General features: G+C 59.5%; 26 protein-coding genes. 9 read left to right on the top strand and 17 right to left on the bottom strand.

All coding sequences use genetic code 11. The annotated features are described in order from the left end of the window. The first annotated feature begins 157 nt into the window (after positions 1-157). From Q0Z71_RS01600 to Q0Z71_RS01580, 5 genes are all read left to right on the top strand, one after another. The gene (locus tag Q0Z71_RS01600) at positions 158-523 is read left to right on the top strand and encodes a hypothetical protein (protein ID WP_298017221.1); all 366 of its coding nucleotides are present in this window, start codon (positions 158-160) and stop codon (positions 521-523) included. Between the two features lie 178 nt (positions 524-701). Then, on the top strand, positions 702-1022 hold the full coding sequence (locus Q0Z71_RS01595; protein ID WP_298017217.1) for a hypothetical protein: 321 nt from the start codon (positions 702-704) through the stop codon (positions 1020-1022). Positions 1023-1061: 39 nt separating this feature from the next. Further along, entirely contained in the window at positions 1062-1820 is a 759-nt protein-coding gene (locus Q0Z71_RS01590) for a 4Fe-4S binding protein (protein ID WP_298017214.1), read from the top strand. Between the two features lie 435 nt (positions 1821-2255). Then, the gene (locus Q0Z71_RS01585; RefSeq protein ID WP_298017211.1) at positions 2256-2639 is read left to right on the top strand and encodes a PH domain-containing protein; all 384 of its coding nucleotides are present in this window, start codon (positions 2256-2258) and stop codon (positions 2637-2639) included. A gap of 111 nt (positions 2640-2750) precedes the next feature. Continuing rightward, the gene (locus Q0Z71_RS01580; RefSeq protein ID WP_298017208.1) at positions 2751-3365 is read left to right on the top strand and encodes a sugar O-acetyltransferase; all 615 of its coding nucleotides are present in this window, start codon (positions 2751-2753) and stop codon (positions 3363-3365) included. Between the two features lie 61 nt (positions 3366-3426). On the opposite strand, the gene mreB is transcribed toward Q0Z71_RS01580, so the two are convergent. The 6 genes from mreB to Q0Z71_RS01550 all read right to left on the bottom strand — a co-directional run bounded on the left by mreB (position 3427) and on the right by Q0Z71_RS01550 (position 10724). Next, positions 3427-4452: a rod shape-determining protein gene (gene mreB / locus Q0Z71_RS01575; RefSeq protein ID WP_298017205.1), complete on the bottom strand. Its 1026-nt coding sequence runs from the start codon at positions 4450-4452 to the stop codon at positions 3427-3429. 450 nt (positions 4453-4902) lie between these two features. After that, entirely contained in the window at positions 4903-5559 is a 657-nt protein-coding gene (locus Q0Z71_RS01570; RefSeq protein WP_298017202.1) for a ComF family protein, read from the bottom strand. Next, positions 5556-5813 carry a helix-turn-helix transcriptional regulator gene (locus tag Q0Z71_RS01565; protein ID WP_363316661.1) on the bottom strand — a complete coding sequence of 86 codons (258 nt, stop codon included), beginning with the start codon at positions 5811-5813 and terminating at the stop codon, positions 5556-5558. Before Q0Z71_RS01565 ends, Q0Z71_RS01570 begins: the two co-directional genes overlap by 4 nt. A gap of 1052 nt (positions 5814-6865) precedes the next feature. Beyond that, the gene (locus tag Q0Z71_RS01560; RefSeq protein ID WP_298017197.1) at positions 6866-9070 is read right to left on the bottom strand and encodes an ATP-dependent RecD-like DNA helicase; all 2205 of its coding nucleotides are present in this window, start codon (positions 9068-9070) and stop codon (positions 6866-6868) included. Between the two features lie 21 nt (positions 9071-9091). Beyond that, positions 9092-9415 (bottom strand): hypothetical protein, encoded by a 324-nt coding sequence (locus Q0Z71_RS01555; protein ID WP_298017195.1) that lies wholly within the window; start codon positions 9413-9415, stop codon positions 9092-9094. Between the two features lie 1102 nt (positions 9416-10517). After that, positions 10518-10724: a helix-turn-helix domain-containing protein gene (locus Q0Z71_RS01550; protein ID WP_298017192.1), complete on the bottom strand. Its 207-nt coding sequence runs from the start codon at positions 10722-10724 to the stop codon at positions 10518-10520. Between the two features lie 88 nt (positions 10725-10812). On the opposite strand from Q0Z71_RS01550, the gene Q0Z71_RS01545 reads away from it, so the two are divergent. Then, positions 10813-11022, top strand: a complete 210-nt coding sequence (locus Q0Z71_RS01545) for a hypothetical protein (protein ID WP_298017189.1) — start codon at positions 10813-10815, stop codon at positions 11020-11022. A 4-nt stretch (positions 11023-11026) separates the two neighbouring features. On the opposite strand, the gene ybeY is transcribed toward Q0Z71_RS01545, so the two are convergent. The 5 genes from ybeY to Q0Z71_RS01520 form a co-directional block, all read right to left on the bottom strand. Continuing rightward, positions 11027-11518 (bottom strand): rRNA maturation RNase YbeY, encoded by a 492-nt coding sequence (ybeY, locus tag Q0Z71_RS01540; RefSeq protein WP_298017185.1) that lies wholly within the window; start codon positions 11516-11518, stop codon positions 11027-11029. 12 nt (positions 11519-11530) lie between these two features. Next, a complete protein-coding gene (locus Q0Z71_RS01535; protein WP_298017181.1) occupies positions 11531-11926 on the bottom strand; it encodes a hypothetical protein in 396 nt (131 codons plus the stop codon). Then, a complete protein-coding gene (locus Q0Z71_RS01530; protein WP_298017178.1) occupies positions 11916-12899 on the bottom strand; it encodes a PhoH family protein in 984 nt (327 codons plus the stop codon). The genes Q0Z71_RS01535 and Q0Z71_RS01530 overlap by 11 nt, the downstream gene beginning before the upstream one ends. A gap of 103 nt (positions 12900-13002) precedes the next feature. Beyond that, on the bottom strand, positions 13003-14205 hold the full coding sequence (locus Q0Z71_RS01525; protein WP_298017173.1) for a sporulation protein YqfD: 1203 nt from the start codon (positions 14203-14205) through the stop codon (positions 13003-13005). Positions 14206-14209: 4 nt separating this feature from the next. Continuing rightward, positions 14210-14500 (bottom strand): YabP/YqfC family sporulation protein, encoded by a 291-nt coding sequence (locus Q0Z71_RS01520; RefSeq protein WP_298017170.1) that lies wholly within the window; start codon positions 14498-14500, stop codon positions 14210-14212. Positions 14501-14590: 90 nt separating this feature from the next. On the opposite strand from Q0Z71_RS01520, the gene Q0Z71_RS01515 reads away from it, so the two are divergent. Next, positions 14591-15514 (top strand): nucleoside recognition domain-containing protein, encoded by a 924-nt coding sequence (locus Q0Z71_RS01515; RefSeq protein ID WP_298017167.1) that lies wholly within the window; start codon positions 14591-14593, stop codon positions 15512-15514. Between the two features lie 155 nt (positions 15515-15669). Here Q0Z71_RS01515 and Q0Z71_RS01510 read toward each other — a convergent pair whose 3' ends face one another. From Q0Z71_RS01510 to Q0Z71_RS01495, 4 genes are all read right to left on the bottom strand, one after another. Further along, positions 15670-16611 carry an ABC transporter permease gene (locus tag Q0Z71_RS01510; RefSeq protein ID WP_298017164.1) on the bottom strand — a complete coding sequence of 314 codons (942 nt, stop codon included), beginning with the start codon at positions 16609-16611 and terminating at the stop codon, positions 15670-15672. Next, positions 16608-17750 carry an ABC transporter permease gene (locus tag Q0Z71_RS01505; protein WP_298017161.1) on the bottom strand — a complete coding sequence of 381 codons (1143 nt, stop codon included), beginning with the start codon at positions 17748-17750 and terminating at the stop codon, positions 16608-16610. Before Q0Z71_RS01505 ends, Q0Z71_RS01510 begins: the two co-directional genes overlap by 4 nt. Positions 17751-17753: 3 nt before the next feature. Further along, positions 17754-19262 carry an ABC transporter ATP-binding protein gene (locus Q0Z71_RS01500; RefSeq protein ID WP_298017303.1) on the bottom strand — a complete coding sequence of 503 codons (1509 nt, stop codon included), beginning with the start codon at positions 19260-19262 and terminating at the stop codon, positions 17754-17756. A gap of 164 nt (positions 19263-19426) precedes the next feature. Next, positions 19427-20590, bottom strand: a complete 1164-nt coding sequence (locus tag Q0Z71_RS01495; protein WP_298017157.1) for a BMP family protein — start codon at positions 20588-20590, stop codon at positions 19427-19429. A 371-nt stretch (positions 20591-20961) separates the two neighbouring features. On the opposite strand from Q0Z71_RS01495, the gene Q0Z71_RS01490 reads away from it, so the two are divergent. Then, the gene (locus tag Q0Z71_RS01490; protein ID WP_298017154.1) at positions 20962-21945 is read left to right on the top strand and encodes a hypothetical protein; all 984 of its coding nucleotides are present in this window, start codon (positions 20962-20964) and stop codon (positions 21943-21945) included. Positions 21946-22179: 234 nt separating this feature from the next. Here Q0Z71_RS01490 and deoD read toward each other — a convergent pair whose 3' ends face one another. Both deoD and deoC read right to left on the bottom strand, forming a co-directional pair. Then, positions 22180-22896: a purine-nucleoside phosphorylase gene (deoD, locus tag Q0Z71_RS01485; RefSeq protein ID WP_298017151.1), complete on the bottom strand. Its 717-nt coding sequence runs from the start codon at positions 22894-22896 to the stop codon at positions 22180-22182. A 4-nt stretch (positions 22897-22900) separates the two neighbouring features. Next, entirely contained in the window at positions 22901-23557 is a 657-nt protein-coding gene (gene deoC, locus Q0Z71_RS01480) for a deoxyribose-phosphate aldolase (protein WP_298017149.1), read from the bottom strand. A 170-nt stretch (positions 23558-23727) separates the two neighbouring features. Here deoC and Q0Z71_RS01475 point away from each other — a divergent pair, with 170 nt between their 5' ends. Next, complete coding sequence (locus Q0Z71_RS01475) at positions 23728-25017, top strand: trypsin-like peptidase domain-containing protein (RefSeq protein ID WP_298017145.1); 1290 nt, start codon at positions 23728-23730, stop codon at positions 25015-25017. Positions 25018-25047 lie beyond the last annotated feature (30 nt).

Here is a 25047-nt window from a genome sequence, read left to right as displayed (position 1 = left end):
TCACATGCGGAAGCTCAGAAATTCCCTGTTTGGCACGAAATCCCATTTTGCGGTGGGGCTTCTCAGCCAAGCAGGGAATTTTTGAGCTGTCCTATATTGCCGAAGAAGATATACCAAATTTTGATATTTTATTCTATGGCTCCATGATGGAGACTTTATGGTTGATCAGGAAGCGGAGCCGGAGCACGGCGAAAATGACGGCAGCCAGTTCTGGCAGCCAAATGAAGTGTCAAACAAAGCCGATCCGGTCGATTCCTGGCAGCAAATAGGCGCAGGGAATCAGCGGAACGAACTGCCGCAGGAACGCTCCGGTCATGTTTGTTGCACCATCCTCAAGCCCGGAAGCAAAGCAGCCGGTGAGCATCGTGACGGATGCCGCCGCAAAAGAAACGGAAATGATCCGCAGAACAGGGACACCCAGCGCCAGCATTTCCCTGCTGACAGAAAACAGATGGAGGAACTCCGCGCCGAAAAGCCGGAATATCGCGGTGCCGTCCAACGAAATAACGGCCTTGCCGAATAGACCGCGGCCTGAAGGATGCGCTCCTTGTTTTGGGCGCCGGCCTTCTGACAAATGACACACGGCAGATCAGGCAGGCTGTATCAATCTCGATGAACCCAATTTGCTTTATCAATGTTGCCGTGATCGTCCGGGACTGATATAATGGTCCACAGAAATTGACCATAGGGGGGTGGATCGCATGACGGTTTCTACCTGTGGACAGGCAGAGCAGCGGCAGCGTTTCCTCGAGCAATTCAAATTGTGTCAGCCGGTTCTATCGGCACTGGGTGATCCAAATCGGCAGTTGATCATTCGAACCCTCATAGAGAACTGCGACAAAGGCGGACTACGGGTCGGAGAGATTCAGAAAAGCTCCCATATCTCCCGCACAGCGGGCATCGCCCTCTTGAAAAATTGCGTGCGTTTTTTCAAGTTAATGGACTATATTACCACATCCATGCAGAAAGCAGCGGCTTGCGCCACATGGCGTCACTTTGGCAGAATGCGGTGGCTGTCATGAACCTCTGTCCGCTTGCGCAAAAATGGAAGGAGGAGCACAATGGTATATCATGTGATATTCAGCCCAACAGGAGGAACCATGCAGGCAGCGGAGCTGTTGGCCGACGCATTTCAAGAGCCTGCAGCGCAAATCGATCTAACGGATGTTTCCGTGGATACACAACAGTATCCGTTTTCTGAGGGGGATATCTGCATCGTGGCTGTACCCTCCTTTGGCGGGCGGGTACCCAATGCCGCAATTGCGCGGCTGGGCCGGATGCGTGGGAACGGCGCCCGAGCGGTTCTTCTTGTGGCCTATGGGAATCGCGCCTACGAGGATACGCTTCTGGAGCTGAAAAACACGCTGACAGACGCTGGCTTCTGCTGTGTCGCGGCAGTGGCGGCAGTAGCGGAACACTCCATTATGCGGCAGTTCGCCTCTGGCCGCCCTGACCGCCAGGATGAAGCGGAATTGCGGAACTTTGGCCGGAAGATCTGGCAGAAACTTCAGGCAGGAACAAAAACGATCGTATCTGTTCCGGGAAACTTCCCTTACCGGGAGTATGGCGGCCTGCCCATGAAGCCAAAAGCCGGAATGTCCTGCACAAAATGCGGCCTTTGCGCGGAGAAGTGTCCAGTCGGTGCGATCCCCAAAGAATCGCCTGAAAAAACAGACACTGCCGCATGCATGACCTGTATGCGCTGTGTCTCTATCTGCCCACAGCACGCCAGAAAATTAAACTCGCTGCTGGTAGCGGCAGGCGCTCAAAAGCTGAAAAAGGTCTGCATGGAGCGAAAAGTGAACGAGTTATTTCTGTGAGCCGGTCCATATGATATAGTCAATTCACTTGAAAAATCGCATGGGATTTTTCAAGCGGGCGATGCCCGCTGTGCGTAAAGCGCACAGCGATTGACTATGAAATGCAAATCAAGGCCGCGGTCCGCGGCCTGTCACAGCGCATATGCGCTGTGACACTTGAAAAGTGAATATCACTTTTCAAGTGATTTGATTATAAAAGTGGTCACAAACCACGGCGCGCAGTACGGATCTGTATGGATCGCCCGTACACCCGGCCGGGATCATTGCGGCGGCATAGTTCAGATGAGGCAGGTCGTTTCATCTGCATGAATCCCCCTTGTTGGAAGCCGCTCCGTGTGGTAGAATCAACATAATGGTCCCCCCATGTACCAAGAGAATAAGAATCATGCAGGGAATGGCGGGAACATCCCCTGTGCGGAATGGAGACGGAATAGCATGAAAGACGCAAAATTGGAAAAGCAGAAAAAGAACTTGATGGAACTGGGCCTGATGGAAGAGACAGATACACTGGTCGATTTCTTCCAGGCCAATTATGTGGAGCGGCTCATTGGAAAGTGGGGCAAATGGAAGCAGGGCTGGGCCTATTTTACGGAGGAACGGCTGATCGTTATAACAGGGCTCCTGGAGGATAACATCGTGATCCCCTACCAGAAGATCCAGACCATGGAAAAATGCTCCCAGGGCGTGATGCCGCTCGGCATTGCCATCACCTATACCCATGCAGAGACCGGCGAGACGGTGACCGACAAGGTCTCCATGATGAAGCGGGAAAAATGGATGGCTTTCATGGCGGAACGGGCGCATATCGCGGCGGATTGATCCGTGTGGCGATGGCGCCGCCTCTTCCGGCGGAAGTTGCGAAAGCCTTGAAGCCAACGGGAATATTCAGAGTGATTTCAGCGAAATACACGAAAAAAGAAGGGATACCCTATGACGGAGCGGGAGAAGATGCTCGCCGGAAAATTATATGACGCCGGAGATCCGGAGCTGTGCGCCGGCCGGGACCGGGCCAAACATCTGACCTGGCGCTACAACCAATTGGCCCCCACCGACTGGACTGGCCGGACCGCCATCCTGCAAGAGCTGCTGGGCCATCTGGGGGAGGACAGTTGGATCGAGCCCAGCTTCCGCTGTGACTACGGCACCCAGATCTCTATCGGAGACCATTTTTTCGCCAACTATGACTGTATCTTTCTGGATGTGGCCCCCATCACCATCGGGGACCATGTGCTGTTCGGCCCCCGGGTATGCCTTTACACCGCCGGACATCCCACGGTACCGGAGGTCCGGGACACGGGTCTGGAATATGGCCTGCCCATCACCATTGAGGACAGCGTGTGGATCGGCGGCAGCACCACGGTCCTGCCCGGCGTCACCATCGGCAGAGGTTCCCTGGTGGCCGCCGGCTCTGTGGTGACCCGGGATATCCCCGCCGGGGTCATCGCCGCCGGTGTCCCCTGCCGGGTCCTCCGCCCCCTGACGGAGGTGGACCGGGCCAAGTGGGAAGCCCGGCGCCGGGAATACGAGGCCGGACGGGAGCGCTGACCGCAGCCAGAAAAAGGAGAAGCCCCATGGGGCTTCTCCTTTTTTGTCATGGTTTCTAAAATCAGTTCATCTGCTTTCTGCGGGACAGGTTCATGGTGCCGTCCTGCATACTGTTCAGAGAGTCCAGGCTCTTGCCGGTGCCCAGCGCCACACAGGAGATCGCGTCCTCCGCGATCTCGGTGTGGATACCGGTGCGGGCGGTGACCAGCTTGTCAAAGCCGGAGACCAGACTGCCGCCGCCGGTCATGATGATGCCGTTGGTGGAGATATCCGCCACCAGCTCCGGGGGCGTGCGCTCCAGCACGGCGTGGATCGCCTCCATGATGCGCTCCACAGGCTCCTCAAAGGCGTCCATCATCTCCGTGGAGCTGACCGTGACCACCTTGGGCAGGCCCGTCAGCAGGCAGCGGCCCTTGACGTCCATGGTCTCCTCTTCCTCCTTGGGGAAGACACAGCCGATCTGCTTCTTCATCTCCTCGGCGGTGCGCTCGCCCACCAGCAGGTTGTGCTTGCGGCGCATATACTTGACCACAGCCTCGTTCAGCTGGTCGCCGGCGATCTTGATGGAGGCGGACTCCACCACGCCGCTGAGGGAGATGACGGCGATATCCGCCGTGCCGCCGCCGATATCCACCACCATGTGGCCGTCGGGCTTGGCGATATCGATGCCCGCGCCGATGGCGGCGGCCACAGGCTCCTCGATGAGATACACCTTCCGGGCGCCGGCCTGGATGCCCGCGTCGATGACGGCGCGCTCCTCCACCTCGGTGATGCCGGAGGGCACGCAGATGATGACCCGGGGCTTGAAGAAGGACACGCCGGCCACCTTGTGGATGAACTCCTTCAGCATCTTCTCTGTCATGTCATAGTCGGAGATCACGCCCTCCCGCAGGGGACGGATCGCCACGATATTGCCGGGTGTGCGGCCCAGCATGGCCTGGGCCTCGGTGCCCACCTTCAGCAGCTTGCCGGTGTTCTTGTCCAGCGCCACCACGGAGGGCTCGTTCAGCACGATGCCCTTGCCCTTTACAAATACCAAAACCGACGCGGTACCCAGATCGATACCAATATCCTTTGCCATGGACATATATTCCACCTCATTGATCTTTCTGTCATGATCCTTATTATGAACGGTTTTCCCGTATGCAATCATACAGTATGTATTATACTGGTACTTTTTTACGATTGCAACCCTATTATGTTTCGTTTTCCCCTGTTTTTGCCGCCCCAAAGGCGTCCAGGTCCCGTTCCGCCTGGTCCTGAAACGATCCCGCCGTATCTCCGGTGCGTCCGGCAGAGGCCGCAGCCGCCCGGGGTTCCCGCCGGGACAGGTCCGGGCCATGGGCCAGCCTCTGGGCGCAGTCCTCCGGGAACAGGTGCTGGAATAGCAGTACCCGGCAGCGGTCCGCCTTTCAGAGCACACGCATTGCACGCATACGCTCCCTTTCGGGTATGGGGCGAATCCAGGTATGATAACAGATCCCGCTACTCATCCGCATCCATCAGCTCCGCTCCGAAAAAGGGCGGCAAATATCGTTTATTTCTTCTCCCTGGTCAATGCCACGGCGGCGCACACCACATCCGCCGCTCCGGCATCCTTCAAAACCCGGGCGCACTCTGTCAAAGTGGCTCCGGTGGTGCAGATATCGTCGATCAGCAGGACCCGCTTTCCCTGAATCTTCTCCGGTCCCACCGCCTCGTAGACGCCCAGGACATTGGCCCGGCGGGCGGCGGCGTCCTGGATGCCGGACTGGGGCGGGTTGTTCGTCGTCTTGTTCAGCAGGCGCACCGGCTCCGTGTCCCACAGGCGGCAGGCGCTCTCCGCCAGCAGCTCCGCCTGGTCGTATCCCCGCTTCCGCAGGCGCCTGCGGCTGACAGGCACCCAGGTCACCGTGTCGAACTCCCCGGAAAACTGCTCCGCCGCGCACCGCGCGATCAGCTCTCCCATGGGTCCCGCGGCTGCGGAGACGCCCTGGAATTTGAGGCGCAGAAGGCCGTCCCGGACTTTTTCCTCATACCACAGCGGCGCGGCACACCGCAGGCCGCTGGAGAGCCTCCGCAGGCTGTCGGCGCCCTCTGTCCAGGGGAGCTCCTTTTCACATGGGCCGCAGATGCCGTGGGTGTCCTGGACTTTGCCGCAGAAGGGGCATTTGGGCGGGAAGAGCAGGTCCAGAAGGGATTCCAGCAGATTCATGACTGCCTCCGCCTTCTGGGATATGGACTTGGCTCGTCCGTCAGCCCAACAAGGTAGTCTACACTGACATCATAGTATTCTGCCAGTTTAATGACTAAATCCAGCGGATAGTTGATGATCCCTGTCTCATATTGGCAATAAGTATTCTGTTTTACATTCAGAATTTTCGCTATATCAGTCTGTGTCAGTCCCCTGTCATTACGCAAATCTCGAATTCTGCCATATTTTAAAATTTCTGTTTTCAAGATAATCACCCAAAGCGAGTATATGTATCTTGAAAACAGATAATTGTGAAAAATCTGAAATTCAGATAATTGCAGATATCACCATTTTCTCTTCGAAATGCGACTGACAGTCACGGGGGAATGCACCCCCCATTTTCTTTGGTTGCGCCAAAGAAAACGGGCCGTGCACGGTCCAAAAGAAAAACGCTTTTGGGTGTCCAACTTTGCCCTCTGGGGCAAAGTTGGACGGACGGGGGTTGGTGGTTAGATGTGCCACCAAGCCCGGAAATTTTCTGCTGGGTGCGCTATACCGGATACGAGGGCAGAAGTACGTGCCCGCATTTGGGGGCGCGGGTGCAAATCTGGGGCGGTTGTCGAAAGGCTTTTACCACTGGCCCCGTGTGTTCCGCTTCGCTGCACACTACCTGGGCGGTCAAATTGGCCTCTGCCGAGGGCGTCGGAATTGGTACGAGGGTAGGAGTGCGTGCCCATATTTGGAGGCTTGGGTGCGGATTTGGGGTGGTCATCGAAAGGCTTTCAGCAACAAGCCCTGTGTGTTCCGCTTTGCTGCACACTACCTGGGCAGTTGAATTGACCTCTGCCAGGTGCGCCGGACTTGGTACGGGTTTAGAACTGCGCCGCCGCAAGTTAGGGTGTGGATGCAAATCCGGGTTGGTCATCAAAAAGCTTTCAGCAATGTCTGATCCCATATAAGGCCCACACGCAGGCGCTTCCGCAAGGAACCAAAGAGCGGCAGCGACAGGAGCCGCTGGTCCTTTCAGTCTTTGCCCGACCTCGCAATTCCGATTCGCGTGGCTAAAAACCGAAAGATTCAGCAAAACCATGCCCGCGCCCAACGCTGAATTTGCCCTCGACCACCAACGGTTTCTTTCTGAGACCCCACGTCTCGTCCACAGTTGACCCATTGGGCCAACTGTGGACACCAAAGCGCCTTTTCTTTTGACCGTGAACGGCCGTTTTCTTTTCGGCGCAACCGAAAAGAAAATGGGGGTTCATTCCCGTGCCGCAAAGCGGCACACTCCCCCGTCCCCGCCCGTGGGCGGAACCCGCCGCATAACCCCTTACTCTCCGCTGTGGGCCAGCCGCCACCGCAGGCCGGAATACCGCCTCTGCTGCCGGTCATTCGCCGCCATAGTCCGAATGGCCGCGTCGTCTCCCACCACGATCAGCAGCTCCCGCGCCCGTGTCAGGGCCGTGTACAGCACCCCGCGGGCCATCAGGGACTGCGCCGCCGGCATGGCGGCCATCACCACCGCCCGGTACTCACTGCCCTGGGCTTTATGGACTGTCATGGCATAGGCCAACTCCACCTCGTTCAGCATCTCCACGCCGTAAAGAGCCCCGCGCCCGTCGAAGTCCACCGCCAGCCACTCGCCGGAGGGATCGATCTGCACGATCTTCCCCACATCGCCGTTGAACATGCCGGTGCCTATGGCGCCGTCCGCTTTTTCCCAGACCACATCGTAGTCGTTCCGCGTCTGCATGATGCGGTCGCCCTCCCGGAACAGCCGCTCGCCCCACATGATCTCCCGCTTGTCCGGTTTTGGGGGATTCAGCGCCTCCTGCAAACACCGGTTCAGGTGAATGGTGCCGCTGGCGCCCTTTCGCGTGGGTGTCAGGACCTGGATCTGGTCCGCCGGAATGCCCATTTTCTCCGGCAGGCGGGTCCTGCACAGCTCCACCACCGTGGATACGGTCCGCTCGGCGTCCCGGCGGCACAGGAAGAAGAAATCCCCCTGATTATTGGTCAGTGACGGTGCCTCCCCTATATTCACCGCGTGGGCGTTGCGGATGATGGCGGACTGCTCCGCCTGGCGGAACACCTCCCGCAGGAAGACCGTCTCCACCCGGCCGCTGCGGATCAGGTCGGAGAACACGTTCCCCGCTCCCACGGAGGGGAGCTGGTCCGCGTCGCCCACCAGCACCAGCCGGGTGCCGGGCCGCAGCGCCCGCAAAAGCGCCGAAAACAGGGCAAGGTCCACCATGGACATCTCGTCCACGATCACCGCGTCCGCCTCCAGCGGCTCCTTTTCCGATTTTGTAAACGTCACCTGCCGGGCGGACTCACTCCAGCTCATGCCCAGCAGACGGTGGATCGTCTGGGCCTCCATACCGGTCAGCTCGCTCATGCGTTTCGCCGCCCGGCCAGTGGGCGCCGCCAGCACGATGTCCAGTCCCATTTTTTGAAACAGCGCCACGATGCCCCGCACCGTGGTGGTCTTGCCGGTGCCGGGGCCGCCGGTCAGGATCAGGACGCCCTCCCGGGCCGCCGCCTGCACCGCCTGCCGCTGCTGGGGCGCGTACGTGATGCCCTGCTCCCGCTCGATCTCCGCCACGGTCCTCTCCGCCTGCCGGCTCTCGTCCGCCTCCATCGCCAGCAGATGGTTCAGCCGCACGCAGGCGGAGACCTCCGCCTCCCACAGCCGCCGCAGATAGCAGGCCTCCACATTCGCCACCTGCTCCTGCACCACTGCCCGCCGCTCCACAAGGTCGTCCAGCGCCTGTTCCACCAGCTCCGGCGGGCAGTCCAAAAGCTGGCAGGTGGCGGCCACCAGCTTGTTCCGGGGCAGGAACACATGGCCGTTGTTCTCATTGTGGGACAGCTCAAAGGTCACAGCCGCCCGGAGCCGCTCGCCGCTGTCGGCGGCGATGCCCATGCTCATGGCGATCTCGTCTGTAATGGAAAACTCCACGCCGCAGGCGTCGCTGGACAGCAGATAGGGATTCCCCCGCACCATCTCCAGCGCCGCGTCGCCGTACTGCTGCCGCAGCTGCATGGCAAGCACCGGCGGCAGCTGATACCGCGCCAAAAAGGCCATCAGCCGCCGCAGGCCCATGTGCTGCCGGAACCCGGCGGCGATCTCCTGGGCCTTTTTGGCGGTAATGCCCTTGATCGTCTGCAGGCGCTCCGGCTCCTGTTCCAGGATATCCAGCGTCTCCACGCCGAAGCGGTCCACGATGCGCCGGGCGATGGCTGGGCCGACGCCCTTGCAGACGCCGGAGGAGAGGTAGCTGAAGATCTCCTCCTCATCCTCCGGCAGGGCCCGCTCCAACTCCAAAGCCCGCAGCTGCTCCCCATGCTGGGGGTGGGTCTCCCACTCGCCGGACACCGTCAGGCGCTCTCCCGGCGCCACGCAGGGGATGCAGCCCACCACGGTGATGACCTCGCCCTCCTCCGTCAAAAGGCGGAGGACAGTATAGCCATTTTCAGCGTTTTGAAAAATGACGCTATGTACGGTTCCCTCACAGCAGGTCAGCTCTTCCATGTATGTCCTCTTTCAGGGAATTCATCCCACGTAAAATTCTTTTGCGTTTACCAGATCCGCGTTCCGCTCCCGGTCTGCCAGATACTGGGCCAGTCCCCGGGCGTCCTCCGTCAGCCCGCAGTCCGCCAGAACGATCTTCGCTCCCGGCAGCTGTCCCTGAACGCGCCGCAGCTCCCGCACGTCCGCCTCCATGGCCAGGGCCTCTCCCCGCAGGGGCAGGACCAGCAGCAGGCCTGGGATCGCAGGCCGTCCGGCGTGCAGAAGCGCTCCCGCCACGAACCACACCACGGTTGTCACGCCTACGGCGGAGAAGAATGCCAGTAATCCATCTTGCAGCAATACCATTCCGATCACCTCGAAACAGTCTATGCCGCGGGGGTCGTCCGGGGTTATCCCCTGTGATCGTGCCGCATTCTGGGGAATGGAAGGAGGAGTTCGCCTGCGGGCGGGGCGGGGATTTTGCGCTGCGGGCGGGGGATGGGGATTTTTCCGCCCACGGGGCGGGGACGGGGGTTTGCCGCTTTGCGGCACGGGAATGCGCCCCCATTTTCTTTGGGTCTTGCCCAAAGAAAACCCTCCAGAGGGCCTTCTCGCCGCTGTGCGGCTCACCTTGACGGCCGCGCCCGGTCAAAAGAAAGGCGCTTTTGTGTCCACAGTTGGCCCCTAGGGCCAACTGTGGACAAGACGTGGGGTCCCAGAAAGAGACCGATGGTGGTCGAGGCTGGATTCAGCGTTGGGCGCGGGCACAGTCTTGCTAAATCTTTCGGTTTTTAGCCACGCGAATGGGAATTGCGAGGTCGGTCAAAGACTGAAAGGACCAGCGGGCTCCTGTCGCTGCCGCTCTTTGGGTCCTTGCGGAAATGCCTACAGCGGCGCAGTTCTAAACTCGTACCAAGTCCGGCGCATCCGTCGATGGCCAATTTAACCGCCCAGGTAGTGTGCAGCGAAGCGGAACACACGCGGCCAGTGGTAAAGGTCTTTCGACGACCACCCCGAATCTACGCCTAAGCCGCCAACTTGCAACAGCACAGTTCTAAACTCGTACCCGGCCCGGCGCACCCGTCGATGGCCAATGTAACTGCCCAGGTAGTGTGCAGTGAAGCGGAACACACGGGGCTTGTTGCTGAAAGCCTTTTGTCGACCACCCCAAATTTGTACCTAAGCCCCCAAATGCGGGCACGCACTCCTACTCTCGTACCCTGTATAGCGCACCCAAAAGAAGATTTCCGGGCTTGGTGGCACATCTAACCACCAACTCCCGTCCGTCCACAGTTGGCCCGATGGGCCAACTGTGGACACAAAAAGCGTTTTTCTTTTGGACCGTGCACGGCCCGTTTTCTTTGGCGCAACCAAAGAAAATGGGGGGTGCATTCTGCGGTGATGCACCGCATTCCCCCACGGCAAAGCCGTGCAATCCCCTGTCCCCGCCCGCAGGCGGAACAATTCCTCACCGCTGGTCGGAGCGCCCCACCAGATAGTCAATGGAGACGCCAAAATGGTCCGCCAGCTTCCAGGCGCTTTCCAAATTCGGCAGGTTTGCACCTCTCTCCAACCTTTGATAATGCTGTTCTACCATTTCAACTGCCTCTGCCACCTGGACTTGTGTTTCGCCTTTCTCTTTTCGTAATTCCCGCAATCTGATTTTAATCGTCATATTTTTCTTCCTCTTGACACACCTAACGAGGTGTGTTACTATATAATAAACACATCTAGTTAGGTGTCTATTGAAAGGTGGTAATCAAATGTCCGAATTCATGCTATGGCTCTATACCCATTACATCTCTCCCCATCTGGAGACCATCCCACAAGGCGACTACGAGATCTATTTCGACTCGTTCTTTGAAGAGACGACCTTTCGGGGTGAGCAATACTACAACAAGATCACGGAGTTTACCGCCATCCACGCCTTTCTGCTGGGCCTGCGCACCGGGCGCGGCCTGCCCCAGGCATAGCCCCTCACCGGGTGATGCCCAGCTCCGTCAGAATGGCTTCCTCCCTTGCCCGCATCTGGGCCTTCATCGGCCCCTCGTCCAGGTGGTCATAGCCCAGCAGATGCAGGATGGAATGTGTCACTAAGTACGCCAGCTCCCGGCGGCTGGAGTGTCCATACTCCCTGGCCTGTGCCGCCACATGCTCCATGGAGATCACCATGTCCCCCAGGGGGATCAGCCCGGTGCCGGGGTCGGCGTCCTCCTCCCCCGGCAGTTCGCCGGGATGGAGGTCGAACTCCGGAAAGCTCAGCACATCCGTGGGCCGGTCCACCTTCCGCATATCCCGGTTGATCTGGTGGATGTTCCCATCGTCCGTCAGCAGCACGTCCACCTCGCAGGGGAGCTCCATGCCCTCCGCCGCCAGGGCCGTGCGGATGACCCTGCGGATCAGGGCGCAGTTTCGCTCGTTGGCCGCCCCCGGCACATCGGCGGTGATGGGAATATAGTGGCGTTTCATCTCTCTCCCTCCTCAAAGTCCTTCGGCGATCCAGTCGGGCAGGTTGTCCCAGTCCCAAAAGTCCCCCCCGCCGCAGTCCACGATCCGGGCGTCCAGCAGGTCGCACAAAAATTTCAGCGGGTAGGCCCAGCGCTCCCCGCAGCCGGGGCGGCTGAACATGATGCCGGTCAGGGGCTCGTCCTCGCTGTCCACGGCCAGGTTGAACTCCAGCGCGTAATCCGGGGAAGAGAGAACGGGAAAGTCGATCCCCTCGTCCAAAGCTGCGTAGCCGCTGACAAGGTCCGGAAAGCGGCCCCGGAGCAACCCTTTCAGCTCCCGCCAGCAGGGCATGGGAGCCGCCTCCGTGACCTCGCTCAGGTCCTTCTCCCGGTTCGTGGGGGTTTTCATCAGATAGACCTCATAGCCCATTTTTTCTGCCCTTCTCCCGCTTCCCGCGGTTCTCGTAGTCCTCATAGGCCGCCACGATGCGCTGGACCATCACATGGCGCACCACGTCGGCGTTGGTCAGCTGGCAGATGCCGATGCCCTCCACCCGGCTCAGCACCCGCATGGCCTCCTTCAGGCCGGAGGCCTTGCCGTCCGGCAGGTCGATCTGGGTCACGTCGCCGGTGATGACGATCTTGGAGCCAAAGCCCAGACGGGTCAGGAACATCTTCATCTGCTCCCGGCTGGTGTTCTGGGCCTCGTCCAGAATGATGAAGCTGTCGTCCAGGGTGCGGCCCCGCATGTATGCCAGGGGCGCCACCTCGATGTTGCCCCGCTCCAGGTATTTCTGATAGGTCTCGGCCCCCAGCATGTCGAACAGTGCGTCATACAGGGGCCGCAGGTACGGGTCCACCTTGCTTTGCAGGTCGCCGGGCAGGAAGCCCAGCCGTTCGCCGGCCTCCACCGCCGGGCGGGTGAGGATGATGCGGTTCACCTGCTTGTCCCGGAAGGCCTGGACAGCGGCGGCCACCGCCAGATAGGTCTTGCCGGTGCCCGCCGGACCCACGCCGATGGTAACGGTATTTTTCAGAACGGACTGGATATATTCCTTCTGGCCGATGGTCTTGGGCTTGATGGGGCGGCCCTTGGCGGAGATGCACAGCACGTCGCCGGTCAGTTCCGTGATCTGCTCCTCCCTGCCGGCGCGCACCAGGCCGATGACATAGCGGACGTTCTGCTCGCCGATGGACTCCCCCCGGGAGGAGAGCGTCAGCAGGGCCTGGATGGCCTTTGCCGCCAGCATGGTGTTCTCCGCGTCGCCCTCCACCCGCAGTTCTCCGTCCCGGTTGACCACAGTGACGGAAAATTCCTGCTCCAGCAGGCGGATGTTCTCATCAAACGAGCCAAAGATGTTCACGGCCTGCTCCAGCCGCTCGATGCTGATCCTCTGTTCCAAATGATCGTCACTCCTATACTTTTCACATCCACACGGCGGAGGCACGCATCCCGTGCCGCCGCCGGTCTCATTTTTCAGGATATGCGTTTCCATGGGGCACCGCTCACGTGTCCCCGTCGGACGCCTGCGTGTAAATGGGGACGCTCTCCCCGATCTGCTCCTCGCACTCCGCTTTCAAGGTCACCAGCAGGGTATCCCCCTTCTGGCGGGCTGAGCAGAGGGTGGACTTCACCGTGCCGTAGGGTCCTGCCAGACTGTTCAGGTATTCGGTCAAAACCGCTTCCGCGGCCTTTTCCGCCTGGGCGGGGGACTGTTCCACCAAGTCCGTCTCATAAAAGCGATACCGTTCCGTCACCAGTGTCACCGGCAGGGACACGCCCAGCAGGGACCAGGGATGTCTGTTGGTTATTTTATCATATTCCGCCCCTTCGATGCTACTGTTTCTGAAGAATTTTACGCGGTGGGTGCCGAATATCAGGGAAACGCCCAGTTTTTCCTCCCCGGTATACCGCTTCTCCTCCGCCCGCAGAGGCACGGCGGTGTCCAGGGAGTACCAGGTCCGGGCGGTGACAGTGCCCATTCCCGTCAGGATGCGGGCGCCCACGGTCTCCGTGTCCTCCACGCCGGAGATCAGGATCTGTCCCTCCGCCACAGAGGTCCCCGGCAGCACGCAGGCCACGCCGTCCAGCGCCCGGACTTTCAGCACAAGGCCCGCCCGCCTTGCCACCACGTTGGCGGGCTTCTGCTTGCTCACCAGCTCCGGTACCGGCGTGCGCTCCCGCACCTGAACATTGGCCCGGCAGCCGGAGACGTTGACGGCGATCCAGCTCAATTCCGGAATGTCCAGCAGCACGTGATTGCGGATGTCCTCCCCGTTCAGGGACAGGCCGAAGGTCCCCATCCCCACGCCGTTTTTCTCCAGCGCCCGCAGGATCTGCTCTGTGGGGACCGTCTCATTTCCCTCCACGGAAAAGTCCCAGATAAAAAAGGAGCCCAGAAACAGGCTCAGGGCGCAGGCCACCAGGCCGGTCACCAGCGCCGTCCGGTGGCGGAAGCGGAACAGGAAGTAGGGCGCTCCCTCCCGCCGCACCACCGTCAGCGTGCAGTCCAGATTTTTTGCCGCCCGCCGCAGGGCGTGCCAGTCTCTCCGGCTGAGGCGGCAGGTAAAGGCCGTGGGGGACTCCCACTCCAGATCCCAGAAGGACAGATCTCTGGCGCCGCACAGGTTCAGGATCCGCTCTGGAAAGGCGCTCTCCGCCCGCACGCGGAGCTGTCCCCGCAGGCGGTTGACGATCTCGTTCAGCATGGCGCTACCTCACCCACTCCACGGCGTCGATCCGGCCGCCGATCCGCAGCTCCTCCCCTGTCATGGCAAGGAGCGTCAAGCGCTCCCCTTTCACACGGAGGACCCCCGCGGAGGTATTGGCGTCGATCAGCTCCTGGCTGTATGCCAGGATGCCGGTGTGGTGCTCCAGGTACAGCTGACGGCTGCCCACCATCTCCAGGCGCGGCAGGCCCGCCACCACATCCGCCGGCAGGTCGAACAGCTCCGCCACGGTGCTGAGAACACCGCCCTCTTTTTCCTTCCTGTTTCGTTCCATACAGTTCACCCCATCCCGACTGTATGAGACAACGGCCGAAAACTTGCATGGCATCTGCCGCAGGCGCATAGAAATCTTCTGGTGATGTGTATGAAGCTCCATCGGCGGACCGACATCTGTCTGATCTTATGCGGTGTTTTGATCTGGTTTTTGACCGATGCCGCCCGTGTCCGGGCGGCCGCCGCCGAGGCCCTGATCCTCTGCGGGCGGTCTGTGATCCCAGCGCTGTTTCCCTTTCTGGCGGTTTCCAACCTGCTGATCGCTCTGGGTTTTGGACCTTGGGTGTCGCCCCGCCTGTCCGGCCTGATGGGGCCGCTGTTCCGCCTGCCGGGGCAGGCCAGCAGCGCCCTGCTGCTGGGACTGGTGGGCGGCTATCCCATCGGCGCCAAAACGGCGGCGGATCTCTACCGGGAAAGGCTGCTGACCGCGGAGGAAGCGGAGCGCCTGCTGGCCTTCTGCAACAATTCCAACCCCGTGTTCCTGGTCAGCGTTTTGGGAGCCGGGGTCTTTGGCGATGTGCGGGTGGGGGTGTGGCTGTGGCTCATCCATCTGCTCTCCGCCCTGCTGACCGGGATCCTCTTTCGCGGAAGCGGAAAGCATACCGTTCGAAGGCCCATGACAAGGGGATTCACCTGTCAGACAGTCTCCTTTTCAAGCGCCTTTGTGGAGGCCGTCCGAAACGCCGCCTCCGGAATGCTCTCCGTCTGCGCCTTCGTGGTGCTCTTCTATGTACTGGCCAGTCCGCTGGCGGCCATCGGGGGACGGCTTGGGACCGTGCTGGTGGGGCTGACCGAGCTGTTTTCTCTGACACCGCTGCTCCCGGCCAGCCGGTTCGGCTTTATTCTGGCCTCCGGCTGCGCCGGATGGGGCGGACTTTCCGTCCTCAGCCAGACAGCGGCGGTGCTGGACGGCACCTCGCTCTCTCTGAAACCCTGCTTCTGGGGCAAGGCCATGCAGGGACTGCTGGCCGCGCTGCTGGCGGCCCTCCTGGCCGGATACGTGCTGCCCGGCTGAGATAGCCAACGCAGTTGAAAAGGCGCACAGCAGCGCTGCATGGAAAAGAATTTTTTGGATCCTTTTCCACTGCGGCGACTATAAAACACCCCCTGTTGCCGCCAAATTCGACAACAGAGGGTATTTTTTAGATTCGATATTACAAATTGTTGCTTTTATCGCTGTCCCTTGTCGTAGGGGATGCCCTCAGCCTTGGGCGCGCAGGACTTCTTGGAAGTGAACGCCAGAACGACCAGGGAGATGATATAGGGCAGCATATTGTACACCGCACTGGGCAGTTCCAGAGCTTTCAGGAAGTCAAAGCCGGTATAGACGTTGCCCAAAGCCCGGAAGAAGCCGAACAGCAGCGCCGCCAGGGCGATGCGGGTGGGCTTCCACTGGCCGAAGATCATGACCGCCAGGGCCAGGAAGCCGAAGCCGGCAACGCCGTTCTCAAACTTCCACTCGCTGACGCCGGCGGTGATGTACACGATTCCGCCCAGGCCGCCCAGCACACCGGAGATCAGCACGCCGGCATAACGCATCTTGTACACGTTGATGCCCACGCTGTCCGCCGCCTGGGGATGCTCGCCGCAGGCGCACAGCCGCAGGCCGAAACGGGTCTTATACAGCACCACATAGGACACCGCCAGCGCAACGGCGGCCACCAGCATGAACCAGTTGAATTCAAAGCTCCCGATATTCACCAGGAACGCTTTTTTCGGCTCGATATACTGGATGATGGAGGACACGTTGTCCACGCTCTCGGCGGTGTTCATGGCCTTGACGAACACGGTGGCCGCCGCGGTACCCAGCAGGTTCATGGCGGTGCCCACCAGCGTCTGGTCCGCCTTGAAGTTGACGGCGGCCACGGCCAGCAGCAGGGAGTAGAGCACGCCCAGAGCGATGGCGGCCAGTATCACCAGCAGGATGATCCCGGCGGCCGGCATCCCGGCGGGCATGAATTTCATCATCAGCGCGCCGCCCAGGGCGCCCATGACCATGATGCCCTCCAAACCGATATTGATGACGCCGGAGTGCTCCGAGAAGCAGCCGCCCAGGGCCACCAGCATCAGCACAGAGGCAAAGATCAGTGTATATTGCAGCAGGAGGATCATTCCGCGTCCCCTCCTTCCTGAGCAGTCTGCTCGGCTCTCTTGCGTTTTTCATCCCGGCGGTCCAGATAGCCGTTCAGTGTGACCTTGAAGAACAGCACAAAGCCGCACAGATAGATGATCAAAGCGGAGATAAAGTCAGAGATCTGGGCGGAGTACATGGTCTTGTCCACGTAAGCGCCGCCGTTGGTGATGTGCTGGATGAAGTAGGAGGAGAGAATGGAACCCAGGGGGTTCAGGCCGCCCAGGAAGGCCGCGGCGATGCCGTTGAAGCCCATGGCGGGCACCGCGGACTGGGTGCACTGCCACTGCTCGAACCCGGTGAGGTACAGCAGCGCCGCGCCCATGGAGGCCAGCGCGCCGGAGATGGCCATGGTCAGGATCAGGTTCTCCTTCTCCTTCATGCCGCAGTACTTGGCGGCGAACTTATTGCAGCCGGTGGCCCGCAGCTCGTAGCCCAGCTTGGTCTTTTCCAGAATGACCCACACCACGACAGCCACGAGGATGGCCAGGGGGATCGCCACCGTCACATACTGGTTTTTGCTGAACAGTGCGCCCAGCCCCAGGGAGGGCATGATCGCGCCGGGGTTGGTGCTGGAAAGCGTCAGGGTATAGGGGCTGGCCTCCTCCTTCACCGTGCTCAGCAGCATGTTCACCAGATACAGGCTGATCCAGTTCAGCATGATGCAGGAGATGACCTCGTTGACATTGCAGTAGGCCTTTAAAAGGCCGGAAACCGCGCCCAGCAGAGCACCGGCCACGATGGCCGCCAGCAGGCACACATACCAGGGCATCCCCCAGGCCAGCGCGCAGTACAGGCTGGCGCCCACGCCCGCCACATACTGTCCGGCGGCGCCGATGTTGAACAGGCCCGCCTTGTAGGCAAACAGGACGGACAGGCTGCACATCAGCAGAGGCGCCGTCTTGACCAGCGTGCTGCCCAGGTATTTCAGCTGGGCGGTGGACTTGGAATAGGTCATGAAGTTCTTGATGATCGTCAGGATCGCTTCGCCGGCTCCGGCGGGGTTGATCACAAGCAGCGCCACATAGCCGACCACCAATCCGATCAGGATGCACAGCAGCGAGGCCAGCAGAGACTGGACCGCACCGTTGCGCAGCAGAGAGGTCTTTTCTTTTTTCATGGTTTACTTCCCCTCCCTTTTCGCACCGGCCATATACAGGCCCAACTCTTCCACCGTGGTCGCCTTGGGATCCAGCTCGCCCACGATCTCACCCTCGTACATCACCAGGATGCGGTCGGACAGGGCCATGACCTCGTCCAGCTCCAGGCTCACCAGCAGGACCGCCTTTCCGGCGTCCCGCTGGGCCACGATCTGTCTGTGGATATATTCGATGGCGCCCACGTCCAGGCCGCGGGTGGGCTGAACGGCGATCAGCAGCTCCGGGTTCTTGTCGATCTCCCGGGCGATGATGGCCTTCTGCTGGTTGCCGCCGGACATGCTTCTGGCCACGGTGACAGGGCCTTGGCCGGAGCGCACGTCATACTGTCCGATCAGCTTCGCGGCATACTCCCGAATGGCTTTCCGCTTCAGGAACCCGGCGGAATTGACGAACTGCGGCTCAAAATACCGCTGGAGCACCATGTTGTCCTCCAGGGTGTAGTCCAGCACCAGGCCGTGCTTGTGCCGGTCCTCGGGGATGTGGCTCATGCCCATGGTGGAACGCCTGCGGATGGAGGCGTGGGTGATATCCTGGCCCTCCAGGGTGATCTTGCCCTCCTTCAAAGGCTCCAGGCCTGTCAAACCGTAGACCAGCTCCGTCTGTCCGTTGCCGTCGATACCGGCGATGCAGACGATCTCGCCCGCCCGCGCCTGGAAGGAAACGCCCTTGACAGCGTTGTTGTCATGGGACTTGGAGGCCACGGTCATGCCCTCCACTTCCAAAATGGTCTTGCCGGGCTTGGCGGGTTCCTTATGTACCACGAATTCCACGTCCCGGCCCACCATCATCCGGCTGAGCTCCTCGCGGGTGGTGTTCTTGATCTCCACGGTGCCGATGTACTTGCCCTTCCGCAGGACGGAGCAGCGGTCCGCCACCTCCATGATCTCATTGAGCTTGTGGGAGATAAAGAGGATAGACTTGCCCTCCGCCGCCAGGTTCTTCATGATCTGCATCAGTTCCTTGATCTCCTGAGGCGTCAGCACGGCGGTGGGCTCATCGAAGATCAGGATCTCGTTGTCCCGGTACAGCATCTTCAAGATCTCGGTGCGCTGCTGCATACCCACGGTGATGTCCTCCACCAGGGCGTCCGGGTCCACATGGAGACCGTATTTCTCCGACAGTGCCAGCACCTTTTCCCGGGCCTCTCCCTTCTGGAGGAATCCGTGCTTGCAGGGCTCCACGCCCATGATGATGTTGTCCAGCACGGAGAAGCACTCCACCAGCTTGAAGTGCTGGTGGACCATGCCGATGCCCAGGGCATTGGCGTCGTTGGGATCCTTGATCTCCACCACCTGGCCGTCTTTCTTGATGACGCCCTCCTCCGGACTGTACAGGCCGAACAGCACGCTCATCAGCGTGGACTTTCCGGCGCCGTTCTCTCCCAGGAGGGCATGGATCTCGCCTTTTTTCAGCTGCAGCGTGATATTGTCATTGGCCACGATGCCTGGAAAACGCTTTGTGATATTCAGCATCTCAACGGCATATGGATATTCCAACTTTCAGGACCTCCCCCTCGTTGTCATTGTGCCTTTATTATACTATATCCGCGCCTGCATTTCAAAGTAAATTTGGCATATTTTATAAAAAAAGAGGACGGGAATCGATTCCCGTCCTCTCTGTTTCCGCATGGGAGAACTTATTTGATGTTGCCCTGATAGTCCACCGTGATGTTGCTGACGGCGGGCTCAGCGCTGATGTCGTCGGAGACGGTAATCTTGCCGTCGTACATATCCTTCACCAGGGCCTTGTAGTCGTCCGCCGTGAAGCCCTCACCGAACTGGGTGGTGGCCATGGGGATCTGGACATAGTTGGCCTCGGGGTCGTCGCCGGAGATCAGGCCCAGCGTCTCCACCTTGCCGCCGTAGTTGGCCCAGTTGCCGGCAGCGATCTCAGACAGCATGTGCTGCACGGTGAGGGTCAGGCCCTTCATGGCGGAGGTCAGGGTAATGCCGTCGCCATAGGCGGTGTCCAGATTGCCGGACTGGTCCACGTCGACGCCGATGACCTTGGCGCCCTCGACCTTAGCGGCAGCCTCGCCCACAGAGGTGCAGATATCGCCGCCGCAGGCAAAGATGACCTGCACGCCCAGGGTCTGATACCAGTTGTCCGCGTAAGCGGTGATGTCGGGATCGCCGAAGAACTGGTTGCCATAGACATACTCCACAGAGGCGTCCACACCCAGCTCGCCGGCAGCGGCGTCAATGCCCTGCACGTAGCCGTAGCCGAAGCGCTGGACAGCGGGAACGGCCATGCCGCCCACGAAGCCCAGGTGGGTGTAGCCCAGCTTCACAGCGGCGTAACCGGCCATGTAGCCGCACAGCTCTTCCTGATACACAGCACAGTACACGTTCTCGGGCAGGGTGTAGTCGCCCAGGTCGCCAGCGCTCACGTCCAGAGCGATGAAGGTGACGTCGGGATACACGTCGGCGACCTCGGTGATGGTCTCACCGAAGGCAAAGCCGGGCATCACGATGACGTTGTAGTCCTCGTCCACGGCCTTCTCGACCATGGCGACACGCTCGGCAGTGGAGTCACCGGCGGGCTTGTAGTAGTTGAACTGCACGCCGTTGGCATCGCAGTAAGCCTTGCAGGCCTCGTATGTAGTCTGGTTGAAGGACTGGTCGGTGATGTCACCGTAGTCGGTGATCATGGCGACTCTGAACTCAGCGCCTTCTTCAGCAGGCTCAGCGGTCTGCTCGGGCTCTTTCTGATCCTCTTCAGCAGGCTTGTCACCGCCGCCGCAGGCGACCAGGGACAGGGCCATGACCAACGCGAGAATCAGAGCAAGAAACTTCTTCATTGGAATCAACCTTCCTTTAAAAATTTTCCCCCTCGACACGCGGGGGATTTTGACCTTTCCAGGTCGGAGCCATTATATCAAGTCCTGCTGCCGATTTCAACCGGATTTTACAATTGTTTTCGATTTTGCAACATTTTGGTCAAAACGGAGAAAAGGCCGTCCTTTTCCAGCAATGTCATGAAGTTAATCTAAAAACACAAAATTATTCTACATCACCCTATCACTTTAATTTCAAAGGTGATATAATACATTTATATCTGAAATAGAAAAAGCAGTTGTAATTTGCACGAAGAACAGTGTTATACGATTACAGGTTAATGACGCAGAATTTACAAGCCCTATTATAGATTAAAACTCGGAGGAATCGTATAATGGAGAAAAAATTAAAATTTGAAGCATTAGTCTCAGGGGCTGGAAAAACCGCCAAAAACTTATTCGATAATGCAATTCAAGCCGTTGACCAGAATGATGATGGTAAGTTCGATTTTTCGGATGTCTCAGTAATTGCGGAGTCCATGGGAAATGCGGTAAAAAAGGGCACACAAACAATAAAAGATAGTGCTGGCGAAAAAGCTCGGCAGCTTGAGCTAAAATCCCTGCAGCCAATATTCGCAGACTCACTAGATCATGCGGATTTTCTTATGCCGAAATTCATAAGAATAGTGAACCGGGGCAAAAAACACGCCGAAAAAGAAGTATGCCATGGGTCTATTGGTTATACATCTAACCAAAAGGGACTACATATCGTGAACATCTTTCGAGATTCGATTGAAGCATTTGGATTGATGTTCTATCCAGATTGCGATTGTGAATTCTATTACGTTGATCCCAGTGAGAGAGATAGATATATAGCGCTGGATGAATATTTCAGTTACTTAAAAATAGCTCGAATAAATGAGTTGCAGAAAATTGCACAGGATCTTGGCGCAAAACACTTTAGAGTCACTTATAAGGAAGAACAGGCAGCATTTTCTGAGAAGAAGGTTAAAGCTCACGCAAAAGCAGTAGCAGCAACAGCCGATACAGAACACAATTCCACGGAGAAGAAGTATTCCACGGTTGAAATCGCAGCGGAGATGGAATTTCCCGGACACTCACCCATTAAGCCTTGGCTAAAATACCTACAGAGAGACCCGAGTATTCAAACACTCGTCTCAATGAGATTAAACGAGAAGACACCTTTGCTCCATCAGAAATTTATGCTAAAACTCAGCAATTCTTCCGGCATGAAAGAAAGCGACGCAATGAAAATCGATGCAGTATTAAAAGGGCTGAAATGTGCGGGCAATGCAACGGTTGCAAGTGAAGCAAAAAATGAGTCGAGAAGATATCTTGAATACGACATAGAATTCTGATTATTAGGATAAAAACAAATCTCAGCTTTATACTGTATTCTTAATTCTTAACTTAACAGGCAACATAAAGTGCGGAATCTTACATTCATATTGCAAAAGAACCCACCCCATTTCAAACAGGGTAGGTTCTTTTTTTGCGTGCGTTCAAGACTTAGCTTCATGACATTGTCTCTTCCAAACGGTCTTTCCCCCATTCCCCCGCCCGCCGGGCGGGGGCCATATGCCGTTATCCGGTCACTTCTCTGCCATCTCCACGGCCACCCCCAGGGCAATCTCCATCATCTGGGTGAAGCTGGTCTGGCGGTCGGCGGGAGGCAGCTCCTCGCCGGTGACAAGGCTGTCGGAGATGGTGCAGATGGTCAGCGCCCGCTTGCCCGCCTCGGCGGCGTTGCAGTACAGGGCCGCCGTCTCCATCTCGATGGCGAGGACGCCCATCTTGCCCCAGTCCATGGTGTTGCCCGCCTTGTTGTAAAACACATCGGAGGACAGCAGGTTGCCCACCGGCGGCTCCACGCCCATCCGCCGGGCCACCGCCACGGCGGTCTCCAGCAGCGTGAAATCCGCAATGGGGGCAAAGGTGCCGGGCAGGCCGTACTGGTGGGCGTAGTCGGAGTCCGTGCAGGCGCCCTGGGCCATCACCACGTCCCGCAGCTTCAGCTTGGGAGAGATGCCGCCCGCGCTGCCCACCCGGATGATGTTGTCCACATCGTAGAAGTGGAACAGCTCATGGGAGTAGATGCCGATGGAGGGCATCCCCATGCCGGAGGCCATCACGGACACCGGCGTTCCCCGATAGGTGCCGGTATAGCCCTGGACGCCCCGGACGTTGTTCACCAGCCTGGCGTCCGTCAAAAAGGTCTCCGCGATAAATTTGGCCCGCAGAGGGTCGCCGGGCATCAGGACGGTCTTGGCGAACGCGCCCTGGGCGGCTTCGTTGTGGGGGGTGCCCATGCCCTCAGCCCTCCATGGCCTTGACGGCCTTGACGATGCGGCTGGTGCCCAGGCGGGAGGCGCCCAGGTTGATAAAGTCCTCGGCGTCCTGGAGATTTGCGATGCCGCCGGCGGCCTTGATCTTCACGTTGGGGCCGATGTGCTTGGCGAACAGGGCCACATCCTCCCGGGTGGCTCCGCCGCCGCCAAAGCCGGTGGAGGTCTTGATATAGTCCGCGCCGGAGGCGGTGACGATCTCGCACATCTTGATCTTCTCCTCGTCGGTGAGGAAGCAGGTCTCAATGATGACCTTCAGCAGCTTGCCCTTGCAGGCGGCCTTGATGGCCTTGATCTCCGCCAGCAGGTCGTCCCACTTCCGGTCCTTCACCCAGCCGATGTTGATGACCATGTCCACCTCTTCCGCGCCGTTGTCCACGGCATCGGAGGCCATGAAGCACTTGGCGGCGGTGGTGTCATAGCCGTTGGGGAAGCCAATGACGGTGCAGATGGCCAGCTTGCCCGCCACATACTCCGCCGCCTGCTTCACATAGGAGGCGGGGATGCACACACTGGCGCACTCATATTTCATGCCGTCGTCGCAGATGGCCTTGATCTCGTCCCAGGTGGCTGTCTGGGCCAGCAGGGTGTGGTCGCACTTGCTCAAAATATTTTTCAGTTCCATTTGAGATCTCTCCTTTATTTTATATTGTGCCGCCGGACGCGGCAAAAGCTCCTGATCGCTCTATATGGAGATTGTAGCAGATTTTCTCCCGTCTGTCCAGCGGTCACAGCCTTGCAAGGTCCACCTCACCGTGTTAAAATAGCATCACTTTGAACAGTTGGAGGCGCCCCATGAAAAAAAGACTCCTTTCCATATTCTGCGCGCTGGTCCTGCTGGCCGGTGCGGCCCCCTCCGCCGCCGCGCTGGAGGGAGAGTCCGCCCGCGCGGCGGACACCCTGGCCGCGCTGGGCCTGGTCAAGGGCTATGACGGCAGCTATGCCCTGAACGAGCCTGCCACCCGCGCCCAGGCCGCGGTCCTGCTGGTCCGTCTGGCCGGTGCGGAGCAGGAGGCCGCCCGTACAGCGGCGTCTGCCGGCTTCCGGACCGCCCCTGCCTGGGCCAGGTCCTCCATCTCCTACATCTCCAAACAGGGCTGGGCCTCCAGCACCACCGCTCAGGCCTACCGCCCTGACAGCGCCATTACCGCCGACGGCTGGTGCACGCTTCTTCTGCGGATGCTGGGATACTCCGACAGGGACGGTGACTTTGCCGCGGAGCACGCGGCGGTGTTTGCTCAGCACATCGGCCTGGTCTCCCGGTCCTATTCCGGCCCTCTGCTCCGGGGAGACCTGTTCCAGGCCATGCGGGACGCTTTGACCTTCTCCTACAAGGGCAGCGGCGAAACGGTTGTGGAGCGCCTGATCCAAAAGGGCGTCTGCTCCCAGGCCTCCGCCGGCGCCCTGGGGCTTCTCTCTCCGGAGCTGACCGCCCGGCAGGCGGCGGACCGTTACAGCGCCGCCGTGTTCTGCCTGAACGTCTACGCAGCGCAGAGGGACATCGACCTGCAGATCCCCTCCGCCCGTGCCAGCGGCTTCTTCATCTCCACCGACGGCCTTGCTGTCACCAACTATCATTCCATTGAGGGCGCCGCCTATGCCGCCGCCATCCTCTCCACCGGAGAGGCCTACGCCGTGGAGTCCGTCGTCTGCTGTGACCCGGACGCCGACCTGGCGGTCCTGCGCGTCTCCCGCACCTCCGCGGACGGCAAAACCGCCTCCGCCTTTTCCGCCCTGGAGATGGCGGGCACGGAGGATCTGCGGGCCGGAGACACGGTGTATGCCCTGGGCAATCCCCTGGGCATGGGGCTGGCTGTCAGCTCCGGCATCATCAGCGCCGTGGAGCGCGATGTGGACAGCTACGCCCTGCCCTGTATCATGAACACCGCGGATATCTCCAGGGGCAGCAGCGGCGGCGCTCTGCTGAACGTCTATGGGCAGGTCATCGGCGTCACGTCCGGTGCCTTTACATACGGCAACAGCATGTATCTGGCCGTCCCCGTGGCCCCGCTCATGGAGGCCGACCTCTCCGGCGAGGGCCTGACGCTGCAAGAGCTTTCGGCGCAGGAAAAAAGCGCCTCCTGAATACGAAAAGACATCCCCATACAGGGGATG

Source organism: uncultured Dysosmobacter sp., from assembly GCF_947631635.1.
In the GTDB taxonomy this organism is placed as follows: Bacteria; Bacillota; Clostridia; order Oscillospirales; family Oscillospiraceae; genus Oscillibacter.
Note: the sequence above shows the minus strand (reverse complement) of the source record. Positions and strands in the feature narration are given on the sequence as shown.